The sequence below is a fragment of the Helicobacter cappadocius genome (assembly GCF_030688855.1).
Taxonomy (GTDB): Bacteria; Campylobacterota; Campylobacteria; order Campylobacterales; family Helicobacteraceae; genus Helicobacter_J; species Helicobacter_J cappadocius.
This window is the reverse complement of sequence record NZ_JAUYZK010000026.1, coordinates 1-1,612: the sequence shown is the minus strand read 5'-3', so window position 1 is coordinate 1,612 and position 1,612 is coordinate 1. Positions and strand designations below refer to the sequence as shown.

At 34.7% G+C, this 1,612-nt stretch carries 2 protein-coding genes; both read right to left on the bottom strand.

The features are described 5' to 3' along the window. A partial coding sequence (locus Q5I06_RS08625; protein WP_305520938.1) for a hypothetical protein occupies positions 1-402 on the bottom strand: 402 nt, incomplete at its 3' end. A 346-nt stretch (positions 403-748) separates the two neighbouring features. Continuing rightward, positions 749-1,612: amidohydrolase family protein (locus tag Q5I06_RS08620; RefSeq protein WP_305520937.1), on the bottom strand; the 864-nt coding region annotated here is incomplete at its 5' end.

The window sequence follows — 1,612 nt, the reverse complement described above, 5'->3', positions numbered from 1 at the left end:
TTCTGTAAAATGATAAACATCATTTTTATTACTGTCTTTGGTGATATTAAATAACCCATTTTTAGAAAAAGTCACCCTTGCACAAGGACCGCTTCCATTTAAAAGACACCTAGCATCACCTGAACTATATGCTTCAACACGGTAGCGATTACCATGATCTATAGAGAGAGGATCATCTGCTTTTGCTATATCAGCAGTAAAAGGCAACAAAAAAGTAGAGAGTACTAAAGAAAAAAGAGGAAAAAAAGTTTTATTAGATTTTTTAGTTTCCAAGCCATCATTAGAAGCATTTAGAGAGGATACTTCTAATAACCCAATGGGGGGGGGGGAATATAAATTTCTTGCACGAGTTTTTTGGGCATCAAATCTTAAAATCGTTTGTATAAAAGTACTAGTTGTCATAGGAATTCCCTTTATTGTTTAATAATATTTTTCGCAAGGGAATTATAAATCATTTTCTATCAAAATATGTTTAAACTATTCTTAAAGTCTGAAAACACCAAAAGAAGGTTCTAAAAAAATATATAAAAAGGAAAAATAAATATAATTTATATGATATTAATAAGGTTATTATAAGGTCTATAATGAGACTTTATGTATGAAATAAGAAATTAGAAAATAATATTTTATATATTTCTAAAAAGATATATTATTACCAAAATCATCTCAATTTTGACTGGATTTTTACAAAAATTAGGCCAGATGTGTATTTTTTTCATTTACCTTCATTTACTATTTGAGGATTTTATTAGGTTTGTTGTCCATGCTCAATAGACTTCACCCCTCCATCAATGGCACGATTCACCCCTGCATCGCTATATACATGGGAACATACATAAGTACCCCAATCTCTAGCAGCACTTGTAGCGGCTTTGATTTCAGGAAGCGTGAATTGAAGTGAATCCATCGGATCAAAATGGCTAATCACTCCTCCTCCTGCTCCGATTTTTATCTGTGAAGCACCTTTTTTAAGCTGCCATCTCACAGCTGTAAGCACTTCATCTACACCATCAGCTAGGACAAAATCTCCCGCTTTCTCCATCACGCTTTGAACTCCACCATATCTGGAAGGTGGATCAGTGATCTCTCTCATATCCCCATGTCCTGAAGTTTGAGAAACAAATGCTCCACTTGGAAAGATTCTAGGACCTGTGATGATTTTTTCATCAATAGCTTTTTTGATGCCAAAAACACCCCCTGCTACATCTCGCACAGTGGTAAAGCCTCTTAAGACAGTTCGCTTGGTTTCTTGTATAGCATTGGCCAAAACAAGCCCTTGATCAGGCATATTAAAATCATCAAAAGTTGCTGCTGCAAATACAGTATGCCAATGCGCATCAGAGAGACCAGGCATTAGGAATTTTCCTTTTGCATCAATGATTTTTGTCTTCTCATCAGCTTTGAGATTAGGACCTACTTTGGAGATTTTATTATCTTTTATCAATACATCTTGAGAACCGGGCAATTGATCATATCCATCAAAAACCGTAGCATTTTTTATTAAAATACTGCTAGATTTTTTTTCATCTGCACTTGCAGCACTAGCAAGTCCTACACCCACTGCACCCATTGTAGCTATAGCTTTTCTTCTTGTTATCATTGTATTTCCTTT